Here is a 14,534-nt window from a genome sequence, read left to right on the forward strand (position 1 = left end):
GCCACTATGGACGACTTCCTGTTCAGCACCAGCTTGCCGCGCGTGGTGTTCGGCGCCGGCGGCCTGCGCCACGCGGCCCGTGAAATCGAGCTGTTGGGCGCGCGCCGCGCACTGGTGTTGTGCACGCCCGAGCAGCGCCCGCTGGCCGAGCGCGTGGCCGTGCTGATCGGCCAGCGCTGTGCCGGCATCTTCGACCGCGCCGTCATGCACGTGCCGATCGAAACGGCGCGCGCCGCGCGCAACCTGGCGCGCGCGCTCGACGCCGATTGCGCGATCGCCATCGGCGGCGGCTCGACCACCGGGCTGGGCAAGGCCATAGCGCTCGAGTCCGAATTGCCCATCCTGGCCATACCGACCACATATGCCGGCAGCGAAATGACGCCGGTGTACGGCATTACCGAGGCCGGCGTGAAGAAGACCGGGCGCGACACCCGGGTGCTGCCGAAGAGCGTGATCTACGATCCGGAATTGACGCTGAGCCTGCCACCGGCGTTGTCGGTCACCAGCGGCATCAACGCCATGGCCCACGCGGCCGAGGGCCTGTACGCGCAGCACCGCAATCCTGTCATGGAACTGCTGGCGGCCGAGGGCATCGCGGCGCTGGCGCGCGGCTTGCCGCGCGTGGTGGCCGATCCGTGCGACCTGGCCGCGCGCAACGACTGCCTGTACGGCGCCTGGCTGTGCGGCGTGGTGCTGGGCAGCACGGGGATGGCGCTGCATCACAAGCTGTGCCACACGCTGGGCGGCAGCTACAATCTGCCGCACGCCGAGACCCACACCGTGGTGCTAGCGCATGTGCTGGCTTTCAACGCCGACGCCGCGCCCGGGGCGATGGCGCGCATCGCCGCCGCGCTGGGCGCGGACGACGCGGCGCAGGGCATGCATGCATTGGCACGCGCGCTTGGCGCGCCACTGTCGCTGCACGAGCTCGGCATGCGCGAGCAGGACCTGGACGCTTGCGCCGATCTCGCGGCCGCCAACGCCTACTGGAATCCACGCGCGGTCGACCGCGGCGCGGTCCGCAGCTTGCTGGGCGACGCCTGGCACGGCCGGGCGCCGGGAGTCGGCCATGCCGGCTGAGGGGCGAACCGGCTTCGCCAGCGACCGGCACGGCCTAATCGGGCACTTTTACTTCAGAGCGCTCTAACCTAAAAGTATCGGGTAACAAAACTCTGTCCTTCCTAGGGCCGAAACTGACTTCGCCAATTCCCCGATATCTGCGACGTCCAAACATGCCACACCTAAAAGTTGCCGGTAACGCACACACTGACGCAAACGTGTCGGGTATGTCCACGAGCCTTCCCCTTCTAAATCGCGGTTGGTTGAATACGCTTGCTTTCAAAGCATCGTTTACCTAAATTGAAATTCGGACTTTGCTGCGCCCGTGTCCAATCCTTAGTCTGAACTTCAGCGGCCCAACTTTTCGATTACTCCGCTGTCTCGTGATATTACGGGGTCATATGGCTCAATTCGCTCCTAATACTCCTCATCCGGCCGCTCTTGCGCGCCACGTCGCTGTGTTTCCGGCAGTGAAGACAAGGCGAAGAGCAATGGCGAATATCTGGTTCTTCGATTCGCCAAAAAATAGCAAACGCCATATCATCACTGGAGACTTGCAGTTCATGTCCTTCGTGCTGCTCGAAGGAACGTTATCTTGCCAACGCTACGATCCGCAGCCTGAGCCCGTTCACGTCCCAAATCATGGCATCGCAGCTCACGTGACGCCAGGCGCCTAACTGGCATCCTGTTTGTGCTTAAGACCTCGCGTACCGGCCCGCTTGCTTGCCCCGGATCAGCCCAGTTGATATTGGCGTCACCCGGACAAGAACGTTGTCGCTGGGCGTCGGCCTCGATCATACTGGCGTCAGTCGCAAAACCCTCGCCCTTTACCAAACCCTCAGCCATGCAACGGCGAGGCACCGAATCGAACAGCTTTCGGATCAACAGGCTGCAATGTAAATGTGCACATTCGTGTCGCTGCGGCAGATCGAAGGCGCCGGCCGGGGCTGATACAGAAAGCCTCAGTTACTGCGCAGGATGTCGGCCAGCATCGGGCGCAAGCGCGCGTTCAGCGCCGCTAATGTCTCGCTAAAACGCCCGGAACCCAGGAAGTCCTTTTCGCGCGCCGAGAACTCCACGTTGTCGCCTTCCCATTCCGCCCGCTTGGCCTCGAATAACCGCTCGTCGAACCTGCCGTCGACATCGAGCGGGAGGTGCTTTTCGAAGAACCGGTGGCGCAGAAGCGGCTTCGCGACGTCGTTCCTGGTCCAGCCTTCATGGTGATATACGAGCAGGGCAAGGACAGACCTGGCGTCGCGGTAGACACCTTGCCACGCGCCCACGTCCCACGCATCGGGTGGCGGGGACAGGCGTTCCACTAGGGAGGCGAAATGATCTTCAAGCTGATGATATGGGTCGCGGTCCGGCGTTGTGATCGCGCGCGCCATGCCGGACAGCTCAATCCAGCGCGCAATCGGGACGTTTGCGCCATCGGCTAGCTCGCCGCTAAGGCCGAGCCAGCGCTGCCTCAAGGTCTCGTGCGGATCCGAATCCAGCACTTTCGTCCATCCGATTGCCTCCGCACCCAGCACGCCACGCATTAAGCGGAACGGCACCTGCCGCACATCCTGCCCAGGCGTCAGCGCCGTAAAAACGTCTTCGATCTCGTTCCGATGTTCTGGAAAGAAGAGCTCGAGCGCATAGGCAAATCCATATGGAAGTCCGGTAACCCGCTCGAACACCCCGGGGGAGGTATGGTGCACCAGTGCGCACGATATCGAGCCCTTGCCATCGATCCAAGAGGGTATGGTAGAGGCACGCACCTCGCCGTTATTCATGTGCCGGAATAACCGTTCGACCAGGAACTGCTTCAGGCCGTCGTCGCCGTAAAAGGCGCCATGGAAGGGCTGCGCCTGCGTGTCGTCCGCCGCTGCGGCCAGCGCCACGCCGCGCTCGGCTAGCCAGCGCACGACGCCACTCTCCGGCTTGGTGCCGACGAAGCGGTCGTACTCGACGCCCTCGCGCACCAGGATCGTCGCCGGAATGCCACGCACCTGGAATTTGCGCGCCAGGTCCGGCCAAGCGTCCACGTCGACCCGCATGATCTCGATCTTGCCGCCATTCATGCGCTGGAGTGCGCCGAGCACCGGCGCAAAAGTCTTGCAGGGCTGGCACCAGCCGGCCGTAAAGTTCAACAACAGCGGACCGACCGGGCGTTGCAGGCGGTCACGTACCTCGGTCTCTGACACCAGGGCGGGAGCAATTATGTTGTTCATCGTGGACTCATCCTTAGACAGGGAAACGAAAGATAGTAAATCATTTAATAATCGCACCAGTAACTTACACCTGTTTGCGCCGCCACGCGGTCATACGACCCTTCGTAACCCAGTTCTTTCAGGTCCGCGTGGATCTGTTTCAAACTGCGCCGCTGCTTGCGCGGCTTGCTTGCTTCGGCCTTGAGCCATCCTGATAATTGCAGAGAGTATTTGTCTAGCCCGCTCGCTATACGCCGCTCGGCATAGCTGGGCTCAGTCATTTCCGATCGTAGATAGCGTCGGACTGTATTGCGCGAGATGCCGAGGCGTCGGGCAATCTCCCGTAGGGGAATCTGGTCACGAATGTGCCAGCGTCGAATTATGCCTAGTAAAGCCACGTCGATCACTCCGTTCTCCTGCCGATGAGACAGGTCGAATTGTGCTCTTCACGTGGGTCAGTTTCAGTTGCAAATTACTGGGGAAAGTGAGTCAATTTTCAGTGCAAATCAACAGACTGGACTCTCTTTACCTAAAAGTATCGGCTAAAGCAAGAAACAGCCGCTTTGGCATTACCCGATGCCATTACGTACATCAACCCGATAGTTTTAGGTTAGAGCGCTCAGAATTACTTTGACTGGGATCAACTCACAATTTGACATAATATAAATTATGCGAAGATTTGCAATTCATATTCCACGCGTTATTTCCAGGTTGTCTTCTCTTGCTTTACTCATTAAAATAAAAATATACGTAGGCACCTACTAATCATATGAGCAAAATCGACGGCCCTCTGACTACCGACTACAACCAGCAACAAGGCGGCGCCAGCATTGGTGCCCGCTTGCGTCGTTTGTCGGAACGCATCGATCGTGACGCTAACCGCGTGTATGCCAGTCTGGGGCTGGAGTTTGAGCAACGCTGGATGGGAACGCTGAATCAGTTGCATTTGAACGGCAACATGTCGGTCAATGAAGTTGCGGCGGCGCTTGGCATTAGTCATCCATCTGTGAGCCAGACTCGCCGCTCCCTGCTTGACGTTGGGCTGATTGCTGAGCATCCGGATCCGGATGACGGGCGTCGGCGCACGCTTGCGCTGACGGCGGCTGGAAAATCCCTGGTCGCGCGCCTGCTGCCAGTTTGGGCGGCGCTGGATGTGGCTGCGCTGGCGCTCAATGCGGAGGCCGGCGATCTGGTGTCTGGCCTGACCAGGTTGGATCGGGCGCTGAACCAGCAATCCTTGTTTGAACGCGTCAGCGCGGCATTGGCTGCCGCTCCAACACGCCGAGGCCTGTCATGAAGCCCGCTGTACGCATGCTTGCGCTCGTTCTGTGCGCGTCGGCCGGCATGGCGCGCGGTCAAGCCATCATGCCATGGGGCGTTGATCTGGCGGGCATGGACCGGTCGATCAAGCCTGGTGATGATTTTTTCCGCTACGGCGGTGGCAACTGGATGCGCACCACGCCGATCCCGCCTGATCGCACCAAGTGGAGCACGTTCTACCTATTGCGCGCCCGGGCCGAGGCCGAGGTCCAGTCAATTGTCGAGGCGCTGGCGGCCAAGCCACAGGCGCCCGGATCAACCGCCCGGAAAATCGTTGATTTTTACACCGCGTTTCTCGACACGGACGCCATCGAGCGAGCCGGTCTGGCGCCGGTGCGCGATGATTTGGCTGTCATCGCTGCGGCGCGCAGTCACGAGGAGATCGCACGCTTGATGGGACGTCCGGAGCTGCGTGCGGACGGCCCGATGTCGCTCACAGTTTGGCCGGACGCGAAGAATCCGGATCGCTATGGCATCAATATCGTTCAATCCGGCTTGAGTTTGCCGGGCCGCGACGTCTATCTGCAAAGCGATGCAAGGGCAACCGCCACGCGCGCGGCTTACCGTATCTACATCGCGCAGATGCTGAAGCAGGTGAATTGGCCCGACGCCGACCGGGCCGCCGACGCGGTGCTGGCCCTGGAAACAGCAATGGCCAGCTGCCACTGGACGGCTGAAAAACGCGCTGACCGCGACCAAACCTATCATCCGCAATCGCGGGCCGGGCTGATCGCCTTCGCGCCCTCCTTCCCTTGGGCCGACATGCTGGACGCGCAGGGCATCCCGCAGCAGAATTTTTTCGTCGTCAAGGAAGACACGGCGATCGCCGCCCTGGCCGAACTGTTCCGCGCGACGCCCGTGGCCGACTGGCGCGCCTACCTCGCCTTCCACTACCTGCAAGGCATGGCCGACCTGCTGCCGCCCGCCATCGACGAACTGCATTTCGATTTCAATGGCCGCACGTTGTCGGGCCAACAGCAGCAAAGAGTACGCTGGAAACGCGCGACGGCCGCGCTGAATGCCGCGCTGGGCGAAGCCGTCGGCGAATTCTACGTGGCCCGCCATTTCACGCCGCAAGCCAGGGCGCAGGTGGCCGAGTTGGTGGAAAATCTGCGCGCGGCTTATCGCGAACGCATCAAGCAGCTGGATTGGATGACGCCGTCCACCAAGCTGGCGGCGCTCGACAAGCTGGATAAACTCCGCGTCAAGATCGGATACCCGGAACAGTGGCGCGACTATGGCACTTTGGTTGTGCGCGCGGACGACCCTGTGGGCAATCAGAAACGCGCCCGCCTATGGGAATGGCGTCGTCTCACCGCACGCCTGAATCTGCGAGCCGATCGCGACGAATGGGGCATGACGCCGCAAACGGTGAACGCCTATTACAACGCATTCTTCAATGAGATCGTGTTCCCTGCCGCGATACTGCAACCGCCCTACTTTGATCCGAAGGCCGATACGGCCGTCAACTATGGCGGCGTGGGTGGCGTGATCGGCCACGAGATGAGTCACGTCTTCGACGATCAGGGCGCGAAGTCGGACGCCAGCGGCGCGCTGCGTCAATGGTGGCAGGAGGCTGACCTGGCCAACTTCCGCGCCCGCACTGCGCGTCTTGTGCGGCAGTTCGACCAATATGAAGTGCTGCCTGACTTGCGCGTGAACGGCCAGCTCACGTTGGGTGAAAACATCGGTGACAACGGAGGGCTGGCGATCGCCTTCGACGCCTATCAGCGCGCGCTGCATGGTCGCCCGGCCCCTGTTCTGGACGGTTTCAGCGGGCCGCAGCGCTTCTTTCTGTCGTGGGCGCAGACCTACCGCGAAAATATCCGGGAAGCGCAATTGCGGATCGACCTGCGCACCGATCCACACAGCCCCGCGCAGTATCGTGTCAACGGCGTGGTCCGCAATCTCGATGCCTGGTACGAGGCTTTTGGCATTGTGCCGGACCAGAAGCTTTATCTGGCGCCATCCGATCGTGTACGGATCTGGTAAGCCGGATAGTTATCGCGTCAAATCAAAGCCTGAACGGCGCACGCGCGTTCATCGAGGGACTCCCGGTTAACGACATGGGCAGGGGCTTGATTGCCCACGGCAACGCCGAGCGGCTGCTGGGTTTGTGAGCCAATCCAATAAAGGAAGCAACTGCACTACAGACGGCGGCGCGTCACGCTAGGCCATCTGCACGACGGCCTTGCCACCGAGCCGCTGGCCTCCCTCAAGCGCGGTGATCAGCTCGATCGTCTCGCTCAGCGGCACCACCTTGGCGATCGATAGTCGCAGTGTACCGTCACTGGCGGCGCGTCCAAGATTGTCGAGGATCTCCGGGCGGGGTGAGCAGACCACGAGCTTGAGCCTGCGGTCGAACAGCGCTCTCAAGAACTTGCCCGGCGAGGGATGCAGGTCCAGCAAGATACCGTCCGATTTCAGCAAGCCATAAGCGGTCTCACGGCTCATGTTGGCGGCAGTATCGAAGACCGCGTCGTAACGCGAGCTGAGCTGCGACAGGTCGGTGCGGCGGTAGTCGTGGACGGTTTCCACTCCCAGCGCGCGGGCGCGCTCGATGTCGCCCTCGCCGCAGGTACCCGATACCCGGACGCCGAGGCTGCGCGCAAGTTGTACGGCGGCTTCGCCCACCCCGCCCATGCAGCCGTTGATGAAGATATGCTGGTTCGCGCTCAGCCCGGCTTTATCGATCAAGCCGTTCCAGACGGTTATACCGGCCGAGCCAAGGCAGGCAGCCTGATCGAAGCCGACATTGGCGGGCTTGAGAGCCAGCGCGCTTTCGTTGGCGATGGCAGCCTCGCCCAGTGCGCCGCATTGCTTGAAACGAGCTTGCCCGAACACCTCATCGCCAATCTTGAAGCGCTCGACGCCGGGGCCGACCGACATCACAACGCCGGACATATCCATGCCCATCGCGCGCGGGAAGCGCATACCGGTGACGATTTTCATCTCGCCCCTGCGCAGCTTCCAGTCGATAGGATTGATGGCGGCGAACCTGACCCGGACGGCCACCTGGCCTTTGCCGGGACGCTCCGGTTCGAACGGTTCAAGGCGCATGACTTCCGGGCCGCCGTATTGCTGGTACTGAATTCGTTTCATCATGGTCTTGCTTTCTGTTTCAAAGGTAAAGTGCCACTGTAAAAAGGCGTGCTGATCGTGCGATTAGCTGAGCGCCATTTTCCAGTGATCCATAAATGGCGTATAGTCATAAAATTCAAAACACACTGTCTCAAAATTGGAACGAACTATGGATCTCAGTGCGCTAGCCGATTTCAATCTCGTCGCCACCCACGGTGGGTTCGGGAGAGCAAGCCGCGCAAGCGGACGGCCAAAGGCGACCCTGTCGCGCCATGTCAGCGCGCTCGAAGAGCAGATGGAAGTACGTCTCATCGAGCGTGGCGGCCGCGAGCTCCGTCTGACGCCGGAAGGCGCGATCCTGCACGCACGTACTGTTGCCCCCTTTGACGAGATTACGCAAGCGGCGGCAGAACTAAAAGCCGGCATAGGCCGGCCACGTGGCGTACTGCGCATTAGCGTGCCGCTTTTGTTCGCCGACGTCTCTGTGGGGCGCTTAAGCGCGGCCTTCTACGCCGCCTACCCGGAAATACGCCTCGACGTCATCGCGGAAGATCGTCTCGTCGATTTGGTGAGCGAAGGCTACGATGTCGTAGTGCGTTTCAATCCGCGCCAGGACGACACACTGGTCGGTCGCAAATTTTTGAGCGATCGCCTCGTACTTGTTGCGCCTCCCCACCTGCCGCAGCCTGGTTACACCGAGCAACCGCTCAAACTGGAGGCGGTAGTGCGCGCTGGTCGCGCCGAGGTTCCCCTATGGACCATCATCGATGCTTCAGGCAGAGTGCGCACCTATCGCCCGCAGCCAGTCATGTGCCTCTCGACACCCCTTATGGCGCGTGATGCCGTGCTTGCCGGCGCTGGCGCCGCCCTGCTACCTCGCTCGGCTGTCGCTGACGACCTGGCCTCTGGCCGCTTGATCGCCTGGGGAACGGCGCAGGGACCGATAATCGAATGCTGGGTATTGCACGCATCGCGTCGACTGGTGAGTCCCAAAGTGGGCGCGTTCGTGGAGTTTCTGTGCAATTACTTCGACTAGCTATCGACTACTTGGCTGGGACATTCATCTTTTTAAACATGCTCGCCATGGTTGACGGATCGATCGCCTGCATATCAAGTAACTTCAGCGATTTGACCATGTGCAGCGTCGTGGATTTGTACTTTTGGAAATGCGATGTCTTGAGGTGCGACTCATAAGCCTGACGGTCAGCATAGATCTCGAGTATCCTGAATTCGGTGTCGCGCTCCTTGTCGTACATCGGAAATATCGCAATAACCCCAGACTCCAGGCGTAGCGAAGCTTCCGCCTCTTCGGCGAGAATCGTCTTGTATTGCTGGAGATGATTTGCAGCTACCTGGATTTCCGATATGCGTACCATCATGCTTTGCTCCTGAGCGTACGAAACGTTAAATGTGGCGAGCACCATTGCCGGAATCGCAGCGGCGAAAAATCTTCGGGCCCGGCTAAATAAAACTTGGCCACGATTCCTGTTCGATCTCTTCAGTTCATTTTTACAGACTTTCATCTTTATCCTTGCGCAGGTAATTGACTCTGCTATTGCCAGCCACACGTAGCTGGCAGCGCGAATTTGGCGGCATGCCGGATTAAACCCCTATACCATCAAAAGTATTTTTAAAAAAGCAATAATTGGTGAGTATTGCTATCCTCTTTCAGGGATATATTTAATTGGTTTTCCACTCAAAAAAACTTTCACAAGCAGAGGCTTGCATAATAATTTCTTAAATTTCTTAAATTTCTTTGAAGGCATTGAAAAACATGAGAACTAAAATAATTGACTACATATGTCTCGGCTTCTTCATTCACGTCGCTGGTTCCGCATGGGCGGCCAATCCCGTTCCCGCCACCGGTGGTGTCTTGCCTTCAGGGGAAAATTCAGATCAATTATCCTGGCAACATTTTATTGCCGCGGTCGCTCCAGTGTCAAAGTCGCAAGTTCTCTTTGAAACCTGGGCGTCGGACCCCGACATTTACACTGCCACGCCACATTGGCCGACACCCGAGCAAGCGAGGATTAAAAAACTGCGGCCTGGTCTGCTGCAACTGAGCAAAGCACCTCATGCCTTGTCGGCAGCCATGATCGATGGCAAATGCAGTCCCGTTAGCCATCCCAAAGACGGCAATTTCCCGGTGGCTGGCAGTACGCCACCGGCGCAGCCAATCAAGTTGGCCGCTCCGCAGCCATGCTACGCCGAAGAAGTGCGGCGCAACCGTCCATCCTACGACTACCTGACCGGAAACGGCCTCAATACCCAAGCTGGACTGGCCATAGCCTATCAAAAAGCCAAATCCTCAGGCTGGCGCGTATCGCTGCCCACCGATGCGGTGGAGGTTAAAGTGGATTGGGTACCAATCGATACCATCGTCGATTGGCTGGCCGCCAATCACGTGAAAAAAACCGTCGCGCAAGTAAAAACGCAGTATTACACCACCATGTCTGGAGGCACTGCTTACGCTCTCGTCTCCCTCCATATCAGTTCTAAAGAAATCCCGAACTGGGTCTGGGCGTCGTTCGAACACCAGGATAATCCGGGGCGCTGCGACACGATGGGCTGCTACGACTCTTTCGGCGCGGCCAGGCCGAAAATCCCTCCAGCTCCGGAGGCCTCGGCCAACGGTCAATATGGTAATTGCGCCAAATCGCCTGCGGTCGCCCAACTATTCAAGGCGGCACATCTTGACGGCGTTTGGCAGAACTATTGTTTGAAATCGTCACAGATTGACTTCGTCGCCAAGAACGGTGAGCCGCTGATGTTGGGCGACTCGTTTACCGAGCGGATCGCGGCAGGCGTACCCATTCTGCAATCGTCCTGCATGGCTTGCCACGCCAGCGCGGCGGTTAACAAAGACGGTTCTCCCTTCACGACATTGCTCAGTACCAATCCAATGGGCAATGTAACGCTGCCGACCGACACGGTTAGCGTCGATTTCATCTGGGGCGTCATCAACCTGCTTCAATAAGGAGTGCATATGAGCTATTCACCGAACATAATCGACCCGGTCCCTCCATCGGCTTATCCAGTGCTGCAACGTGTCGCGACTGCAGCCCCGCTGATGCCCTCCTCCTGGAGCGGCGTGGCGTTACTGCATCCATTCAGCCCGCCGCAATCGAACAATCCCAATCCCAACAATCCTTTCTTTCAACTTTGCGTCGCCAATATCACCTATGTCGCAGGGGCCTATCTGTCGGCACAAATCGCCGGCCTCGATAATGGAAGCTGGTGGTATGTCGTGACGCCTGGCGGCACCGATCTGTCGACCGACCAGGGAAACAGCTGGGTCAGCGTCGACATGGGCTGGACGTTACCGGAAAACTGGTTTGGAGGGCAATTGGAAAACGCCGTTTGCGCCGGTTCCTGTCCGCTCAACTGGATGCCGGGTCCGACCGTGGACTGGTGGAAGGTTCCAGTGCCCGAACATCCGGGGGACGTATCCGCAGCGTCGACCTGGATGTGGTTCGACTCATCGTCCACTGCGCCGGTGCGAATGATGTTCGGCGAGGGGCCGCTGTCGACGGACAAGGGCGACCCTAATCAACTGGCGCTGTTCCAGATGTATTCGATGAGCTACCTGCCAGTGTTCAGCGAGGGTGCGCCAGACCAGCCGCCGCCTTGGGAAGAACCGGTCTTCCCAGGCTTTCAGAATGGCAACCCAGCGGGATACCAGACGTTCCAGTGGAATAGCAATTTCGGCATGACAGCGTTCATGACACCAGTAAACGAACTGTACAACCCGCTGGCGACCCGGATACTGTATGTGTGGAAACCTGACGATCAATACGCGGTGTTTAGCGACCGTGCTCAGCATACAAAGATGCTTTACGAATACAGCCAGCCCAACCCAGGCTCGCTGACGGCTCAAATCGCGATACTGACCGGACCGGCACCCGCGACCATCCAGCCGGCGCCAGCATACAGCGAAAATAGTTACGATATTCAATATACGAGCACTGCGCCGCCGACGTGCGCAGGCCAGAGCGCTGGATTCTTCTTCCCCCAGGAGCCGCCGGACTGGATGTCGCTGCCCGGGGTGGAAGGCACCATCCAAGCCACCATCAGCAATAATCCGGTGGTCAGCCCTGGCGCTACTGTGTTGATTTATTCGGCGCTGTTCCCGAAATCGGGAACCAACTATCCCGACTCTACCTATTTGTGGACGTGGTATTCCCCGCTCGACGACTCCGGTCTGCGCGCCCGGCCGGTTACCTTCATGCAGTCGCAGTCCGGAGTGGGTGTCGGTACCAGTCTGGCGCTAGCCGACTACTTCTTTTACGACGAGTTTGAAACGCCTATCGACCCGGGCAATTTCGACATACCGGCGATTTGCGAAGTACCCAAATAGGGCGCCACCGAACTGAAAAAGCGGACCTCAGTCGCATGACTGGGTTCGTTTTTTGATTTAGTTCCTTCCAACAGCTTTTTAAATAGTTATAGCAATACAGCAACTTTTTACTTGCCTTGCTTACGACGTGGATTTTTTACAAATCCTACGAGCCTTCTTCTGTGGGATAGACCGCAAGGATGCGCCGACAGTGCCGGTTGTGACTTGCTAAAAAACGTAACGGGCTCTGGCCATTTTCTGTCTTGTCAGCCGCCCCGGGCCGTTGCACCATCTTCGCCCACCGGGCATCCGCCTGGAACGGATAAACGAGGATGAGCACCATGCATCAGCTGAATGCGGCCGCAAAATTGTTTCGTCTTGCTTCGCTGGCGTGCCTGCTCGCCAGCGCCCACGCCCGGGCCTACGATCATCCGTTTCAGGACCCCGCCCTGCCGACAACGCAGCGAATCGACAACATCCTGTCGCTGATGACGGTGGAAGAAAAAATCGCCGCCCTGTCGACCGATTCCAGCGTCAAGCGCCTCGGCATTCCCAGCTTCGGCAGTTCCGAAGGCATCCACGGCGTGGTCAAGCGCGGCAACGCCGACAAAGGCCTGGCGGCGATTCCCACCACCCAGTTCCCGCAGCCGCCGGGCATGGGCGAGACCTGGAATCCGTCGCTGGTGCGCGCGGCCGGCGAAATCCAGGGCACCGAGGGCCGCTACATCACGCAAAATCCCAAGTACAACCAGCCGTCGATGATGCTGTGGGGCCCGCAGGCCGACCTGGCGCGCGATCCGCGCTGGGGCCGCACCGAGGAAGTCTATAGCGAAGATCCCTTCCTGGCCGGCACGATGGCCACCGCCTTCGTCAAAGGCCTGCAAGGAGACGATCCAAAATACTGGCGTTCGGTCGCACTGCTCAAGCATTTCCTCGCCAACAGCAACGAGAATGGCCGCGGCAATTCCTCGTCCGACTTCGACGAGCGGCTGTTCTGGGAATACTACGCCATGCCGTTTCGCATGGGCTTCGAGGACGGCGGCGCGCGGGCGCTGATGGCGTCGTACAACGCATGGAACGGCACGCCGATGGCGGTGCATCCGATTCTCAACAGCCTGGTGATCGGCAAATGGAATGCCGAGGTGGTGTCCGGCGACGGCGGCGCGGTCGGCAACCTGGTCAAGCTGTACAAGCGCTATCCCGACCACAAGGCGGCGGTGGTGGCGGCGTTCAAGGCCGGCATCAATCAGTATCTCGACAAATTCAAGGACGAGATGCAGCAGGCGGTGACGGAGGGATTGGTCACCGAGGCTGAACTCGATGCCGCGCTGCGGCGCAAATTCCAGGTCACCGTGCGGCTGGGCCTGATCGATCCGCCTGAAGGCAATCCGTACGCGGCCATCAAGGATGGGCCGGAACCGTGGCTGAGCGAGAAGCACCAGGCGCAATCGGTGCAGATCGCGCTGGAATCGGTGGTGCTGCTGAAGAACGCCGGCAACGCGCTGCCGCTGACGAAGGGCAAGCTGAAATCGATCGCCGTCGTCGGCCCCCTGGCCGACAGCGTGCACTGGGACTGGTACGGCGGCCATCCGCCGCATGCGGTCTCGCCGCTGGACGGCATCAAGGCCGCCGCCGGCCCCGGCGTGACGATCAACTACGCGGGCGACAATACCGACGGCGCAGCCGTCAAGGCAGCGCGCGCATCGGACGTGGTGGTGGTCGTCGTCGGCAACGATCCGACCTGCGGACCGAACATGGCGCACGACTGGACCGATGCCGGCACCAAGCCCTGCGCCGATCCCGGCGATGGCCGCGAGGGACGCGACCGCGAAACCCTGGCGCTCCAGCAGGAGCAACTGGTCAAGCTGGTGCATGCGGCCAATCCCAACACTGTGATGGTGCTGGTGTCTAGCTTCCCGTACACGATCAACTGGTCGCAGAAGAACGTGCCGGCCATCGTGCATCTGGCGCATTCATCGCAGGACGAAGGGACCGCCCTCGCCCGCGTATTGTTTGGCGACTACAATCCGGGCGGCCACCTGATCAGCACCTGGCCGGCCTCCATGCAGCAGTTGCCGCCGATGATGGACTACGACATTCGCCACGGGCGCACGTATATGTACTTCAAGGGCGCGCCGCTGTATCCCTTCGGGCATGGCCTGAGCTACACCAGCTTCAAGTACGGCAAGCTGCGCACCAGCAGCCCTTACCTGGATGCCCAAGGCGCGCTGACCGTCGACGTCGATGTCACCAACACCGGCAAGCGCGCCGGCGACACGGTGATACAGCTGTACGTCAGCCATCCGAAGTCCAAGGTGGCGCGGCCGCTGCGCGCGCTGGCCGGCTTCGAGCGCGTCAGCCTGCCGCCGGGTGCCAGCAAGACCGTGCACATACCGCTCAAGGCCAGCCAGCTGGCTTACTGGGACGCCGGCCGTGGCGCCGCCGCCATCGAGGCCGGACCGCTCAAGCTGATGATCGGCGAGTCGTCGTCGAATATCAAGCTGAGCAAGGAACTGCAGGTTCGATAATGGGCGTGCGCCGGC

At 60.0% G+C, this 14,534-nt stretch carries 11 protein-coding genes and 2 pseudogenes; 8 read left to right on the plus strand and 5 right to left on the minus strand.

Annotated features, from left to right (window positions below):
* The first annotated feature begins 6 nt into the window (after window positions 1–6).
* Together ABWW33_RS03850 and ABWW33_RS03855 are read left to right on the plus strand one after the other, a co-directional pair.
* On the plus strand, window positions 7–1,080 hold the full coding sequence (locus tag ABWW33_RS03850) for a maleylacetate reductase (protein ID WP_353399079.1): 1,074 nt from the start codon (window positions 7–9) through the stop codon (window positions 1,078–1,080).
* Between the two features lie 470 nt (window positions 1,081–1,550).
* A complete protein-coding gene (locus tag ABWW33_RS03855) occupies window positions 1,551–1,736 on the plus strand; it encodes a hypothetical protein (RefSeq protein WP_353399082.1) in 186 nt (61 codons plus the stop codon).
* A 19-nt stretch (window positions 1,737–1,755) separates the two neighbouring features.
* On the opposite strand, the pseudogene ABWW33_RS03860 reads toward ABWW33_RS03855, so the two are convergent.
* The 3 genes and pseudogenes from ABWW33_RS03860 to ABWW33_RS03870 form a co-directional block, all read right to left on the minus strand.
* Window positions 1,756–1,944 (minus strand): annotated as a pseudogene (locus ABWW33_RS03860) (IS5/IS1182 family transposase); the annotation flags it as partial.
* Window positions 1,945–2,021: 77 nt separating this feature from the next.
* Window positions 2,022–3,275 (minus strand): thioredoxin family protein, encoded by a 1,254-nt coding sequence (locus tag ABWW33_RS03865; protein WP_353399085.1) that lies wholly within the window; start codon window positions 3,273–3,275, stop codon window positions 2,022–2,024.
* Between the two features lie 77 nt (window positions 3,276–3,352).
* Window positions 3,353–3,661 (minus strand): annotated as a pseudogene (locus ABWW33_RS03870) (helix-turn-helix domain-containing protein); the annotation flags it as partial.
* A 362-nt stretch (window positions 3,662–4,023) separates the two neighbouring features.
* Between ABWW33_RS03870 and ABWW33_RS03875 the strand changes: the two are divergent.
* Together ABWW33_RS03875 and ABWW33_RS03880 are read left to right on the plus strand one after the other, a co-directional pair.
* Window positions 4,024–4,551, plus strand: coding sequence for a MarR family winged helix-turn-helix transcriptional regulator (locus ABWW33_RS03875; protein ID WP_176650752.1), 528 nt, complete (start codon window positions 4,024–4,026; stop codon window positions 4,549–4,551).
* Complete coding sequence (locus ABWW33_RS03880) at window positions 4,548–6,566, plus strand: M13 family metallopeptidase (RefSeq protein WP_353399088.1); 2,019 nt, start codon at window positions 4,548–4,550, stop codon at window positions 6,564–6,566. The genes ABWW33_RS03875 and ABWW33_RS03880 overlap by 4 nt, the downstream gene beginning before the upstream one ends.
* A gap of 177 nt (window positions 6,567–6,743) precedes the next feature.
* On the opposite strand, the gene ABWW33_RS03885 is transcribed toward ABWW33_RS03880, so the two are convergent.
* Window positions 6,744–7,679, minus strand: coding sequence for an NAD(P)-dependent alcohol dehydrogenase (locus ABWW33_RS03885; protein ID WP_353399091.1), 936 nt, complete (start codon window positions 7,677–7,679; stop codon window positions 6,744–6,746).
* Between the two features lie 145 nt (window positions 7,680–7,824).
* Between ABWW33_RS03885 and ABWW33_RS03890 the strand changes: the two genes are divergently transcribed.
* Window positions 7,825–8,691, plus strand: a complete 867-nt coding sequence (locus ABWW33_RS03890; RefSeq protein WP_353399094.1) for a LysR family transcriptional regulator — start codon at window positions 7,825–7,827, stop codon at window positions 8,689–8,691.
* Between the two features lie 7 nt (window positions 8,692–8,698).
* On the opposite strand, the gene ABWW33_RS03895 is transcribed toward ABWW33_RS03890, so the two are convergent.
* Window positions 8,699–9,034: a putative quinol monooxygenase gene (locus ABWW33_RS03895; protein ID WP_353399097.1), complete on the minus strand. Its 336-nt coding sequence runs from the start codon at window positions 9,032–9,034 to the stop codon at window positions 8,699–8,701.
* 395 nt (window positions 9,035–9,429) lie between these two features.
* Between ABWW33_RS03895 and ABWW33_RS03900 the strand changes: the two genes are divergently transcribed.
* The 3 genes from ABWW33_RS03900 (at window position 9,430) to ABWW33_RS03910 (ending at window position 14,519) form a co-directional block, all read left to right on the plus strand.
* Window positions 9,430–10,632: a hypothetical protein gene (locus tag ABWW33_RS03900; protein WP_353399100.1), complete on the plus strand. Its 1,203-nt coding sequence runs from the start codon at window positions 9,430–9,432 to the stop codon at window positions 10,630–10,632.
* Window positions 10,633–10,641: 9 nt separating this feature from the next.
* Window positions 10,642–12,012 carry a hypothetical protein gene (locus tag ABWW33_RS03905; protein ID WP_353399102.1) on the plus strand — a complete coding sequence of 457 codons (1,371 nt, stop codon included), beginning with the start codon at window positions 10,642–10,644 and terminating at the stop codon, window positions 12,010–12,012.
* Window positions 12,013–12,332: 320 nt separating this feature from the next.
* On the plus strand, window positions 12,333–14,519 hold the full coding sequence (locus ABWW33_RS03910) for a glycoside hydrolase family 3 C-terminal domain-containing protein (RefSeq protein ID WP_353399105.1): 2,187 nt from the start codon (window positions 12,333–12,335) through the stop codon (window positions 14,517–14,519).
* The last annotated feature ends 15 nt before the right edge of the window (window positions 14,520–14,534 follow it).

Source organism: Duganella hordei, assembly GCF_040369125.1.
GTDB lineage: Bacteria > Pseudomonadota > Gammaproteobacteria > Burkholderiales > Burkholderiaceae_D > Rugamonas > Rugamonas hordei.

Bases quoted from the DNA above. Each gene is read 5' to 3' on its own strand.
- ABWW33_RS03850 (WP_353399079.1), top strand. From the start codon at position 7: ATGGACGACTTCCTGTTCAGCACCAGCTTGCCGCGCGTGGTGTTCGGC.
- ABWW33_RS03855 (WP_353399082.1), top strand. From the start codon at position 1,551: ATGGCGAATATCTGGTTCTTCGATTCGCCAAAAAATAGCAAACGCCAT.
- ABWW33_RS03865 (WP_353399085.1), bottom strand. From the start codon at position 3,275: ATGAACAACATAATTGCTCCCGCCCTGGTGTCAGAGACCGAGGTACGT.
- ABWW33_RS03875 (WP_176650752.1), top strand. From the start codon at position 4,024: ATGAGCAAAATCGACGGCCCTCTGACTACCGACTACAACCAGCAACAA.
- ABWW33_RS03880 (WP_353399088.1), top strand. From the start codon at position 4,548: ATGAAGCCCGCTGTACGCATGCTTGCGCTCGTTCTGTGCGCGTCGGCC.
- ABWW33_RS03885 (WP_353399091.1), bottom strand. From the start codon at position 7,679: ATGATGAAACGAATTCAGTACCAGCAATACGGCGGCCCGGAAGTCATG.
- ABWW33_RS03890 (WP_353399094.1), top strand. From the start codon at position 7,825: ATGGATCTCAGTGCGCTAGCCGATTTCAATCTCGTCGCCACCCACGGT.
- ABWW33_RS03895 (WP_353399097.1), bottom strand. From the start codon at position 9,034: ATGATGGTACGCATATCGGAAATCCAGGTAGCTGCAAATCATCTCCAG.
- ABWW33_RS03900 (WP_353399100.1), top strand. From the start codon at position 9,430: ATGAGAACTAAAATAATTGACTACATATGTCTCGGCTTCTTCATTCAC.
- ABWW33_RS03905 (WP_353399102.1), top strand. From the start codon at position 10,642: ATGAGCTATTCACCGAACATAATCGACCCGGTCCCTCCATCGGCTTAT.
- ABWW33_RS03910 (WP_353399105.1), top strand. From the start codon at position 12,333: ATGCATCAGCTGAATGCGGCCGCAAAATTGTTTCGTCTTGCTTCGCTG.